This is a genomic window from Streptomyces sp. NPDC026672 (assembly GCF_040638185.1).
Classification (GTDB): domain Bacteria; phylum Actinomycetota; class Actinomycetes; order Streptomycetales; family Streptomycetaceae; genus Streptomyces.
On sequence record NZ_JBEZXS010000101.1, the window covers coordinates 1 to 2247 of the forward strand.

Genomic DNA, 2247 nt, shown 5'->3' on the forward strand with positions numbered 1-2247 from the left:
GTGATCGGGCGGCGCTTTCACAAGAGCTACACCCTGCAAGGGGTACGCAAGCTGCTGATCCGGCACGGTTTCTCCTGCCAGGTGCCGGCCAGACGGGCCGTCGAACGTGAGGAGGACCGGGTCACCGGCTGGGTGAAGGAGACCTGGCCGCAGGTGGAAGCCTCGCGGCGGCGCTCGGCGCCTGGATCGTCTTCGAGGACGAGTCCGGCTTCTCGATGACGCCGCCCACCGCCCGCACCTGGGCCCGCCGTGGCCGCACACCCGTCATCCGGGTCCGCGGCCGATCCCGCCGCCGCATCTCGATCGCCGCCCTGACCTGCTACAAGCCCGGCGAACGCCCCCGGCTGATCCACCGGCCCCGCCACGACGACGGCCAACGCGACGGACGCAAGAGCTTCGCCTGGACCGACTACCGCGACCTGCTCATCGCCGCCCACCAGCAGCTCGGCGGCCCGATCGTCCTCATCCGGGACAACCTCAACGTCCACCTCACCGCCGGAATGCGGCAGTTCATCGCCGGACGGGACTGGCTCACCGTCCACCAGCTGCCGTCCTACGCACCCGACCTCAACCCCGTCGAGGGCGTCTGGTCCCCGCTGCGGCGCGGCTGGCTGTCCAACACCGCGTTCACCACACCCGAGCACCTGATCCAAACCATCCGTCGCAGCCTGAGAGCGATCCAGTACCGCCCCGACCTGATCGACGGATGCCTTGCCGGAACCGGGCTATCACTCACACCCACGACAACCCGAGTTCAAGCTCAGTAAGCCAAGTGATCAAAAGGATTCCCGTGTCCGCTGTCTCATCTTCCCCGATCCCTGTCGTGTTGGCCAAGTTGAGTCCGCTCAATCCGGACGACATGTCTGACCTGCGATTCTTCCTGGAGGCGGTGCCCGATCCGCGCTCCCGGCGGGGCCGCTGGTACTCGCTGACCTCACGGGTCGCAATATACGAGTAGGGCCTTCGCTGAAATCTGCAGGTCAGCAGGGGTCCGACAGAGCATGGGAGCGGTCGGGTCCAGCGCGGACAATGCCGCAGCCGAGAGCTGCAACGCCGCCTTCAAGAGAGACGCTCAAGGGCCGCAAAGGTTGGCCGGACGAGCGTGAAGCGCGACTCGACGCCTTCCGTTGGCTGACCCGATACAACACCCGACGCCGGCACTCCCGCCTTGGGCAGCGGTCCCCGATCACCTACGAGAACGACTTCCAACCACCAGCAACTACTCTGGCCCAAGCTGCATAAACGTGTTCAAAGTCCGGGGTCAAGGCCCCACCGCCAACGACATTCCGTTGCCGAACCGGTTCTTCGACCAGGCCAGCAAGCGGATAGAGCAGGGCGCCGCTGAGCAACTCCGACGTCACCGCCGCATGCCTGCACAGACCATCCGGTGCAGGCATGCGGTCTTCTGATCCGGTGACAGCCGACCACACGGCACCACAAGACCTCACGCCCACTCCACGCCCAGTTCCCGTAGCGCGTCGAGCTGGTCGGCGGTGAGTTTGTCGCGTCGGGTTTCGGTGTTGGAGATCCATACGCCCAGCTTGACGCTCACTGGCTCGGCTTCGCTGTCGACCGTGATTTCTTCGCTGTGGCCGCGTGGTACAGGCCGGTGGGCGCCTTCCTGTTCCACCCACTGTGTGAGGGCTGTAAGGCCGCGCTGGAACGCTTGCTGTGCCTTGCTCGGACCACTTGCCGATGTCGTCGCCGTCGAAGACGACGCCCGGTGCGATGTCGGGCAGTACGCCGTCGGTGTCGACGAGGTCGGCGAGGATGCGGTAGTGGCGTTGCCAGTCCAGCGGCCACGGGCAGTCCCAGTCGGGGTCGATCTCGGTGAGCTGTGCCGCGCGTGCGGTGGCTCGCTCCGGGGCCTTGCCCAGGCCGTTCTTCGCGCCCTTGCGCCGGAGGTTGGCCATGTGCTGTCCGATGGGCGCCATGGCCTCGCCTTCGTCCCACCTCGCGTCCTGTCGCGGTGCGAGGTGTCCGGTGGCCCGTCGGTAGGACCTGAGTGCGGCGAGCTTGGCCTCCCATGCTTCCTCGCCGGGCTCCCAGACCATTCCTGCCTCTGGAGCGTCCAGCAGGGTTTTGCGCCGGTCTTCGATTTCCCCGGCCCGCAGGGCTTTGCGTTGCTGGTGGACCCACCGGCCGAGGGGGGCGCGCCCAGCCGCAGCCAGGCCATGAACGCGACGGCCTCGCCCGTGGCGAGCGACCGGTAGACGTAGAAGGCCTCCGGTTGTCTCGTGAGCCAGA

2 protein-coding genes and 2 pseudogenes are annotated in these 2247 nt (G+C 67.0%); 3 read left to right on the top strand and 1 reads right to left on the bottom strand.

Annotated elements, in window-relative coordinates; translation table 11 throughout:
* From AB0F77_RS42900 to AB0F77_RS42910, 3 genes and pseudogenes are all read left to right on the top strand, one after another.
* Positions 1–219, top strand: a 219-nt coding sequence (locus AB0F77_RS42900) for a winged helix-turn-helix domain-containing protein (protein ID WP_361960211.1), incomplete at its 5' end; no start/stop codon positions are given.
* Positions 216–767: a transposase gene (locus AB0F77_RS42905; protein ID WP_361960214.1), complete on the top strand. Its 552-nt coding sequence runs from the start codon at positions 216–218 to the stop codon at positions 765–767. The genes AB0F77_RS42900 and AB0F77_RS42905, both read left to right, overlap by 4 nt.
* 168 nt (positions 768–935) lie before the next feature.
* Positions 936–1242 (top strand): annotated as a pseudogene (locus tag AB0F77_RS42910) (integrase core domain-containing protein); the annotation flags it as partial.
* A 202-nt stretch (positions 1243–1444) separates the two neighbouring features.
* On the opposite strand, the pseudogene AB0F77_RS42915 reads toward AB0F77_RS42910, so the two are convergent.
* Positions 1445–2150, bottom strand: a pseudogene (locus tag AB0F77_RS42915) (helicase associated domain-containing protein); the annotation flags it as partial.
* Positions 2151–2247: the final 97 nt, after the last annotated feature.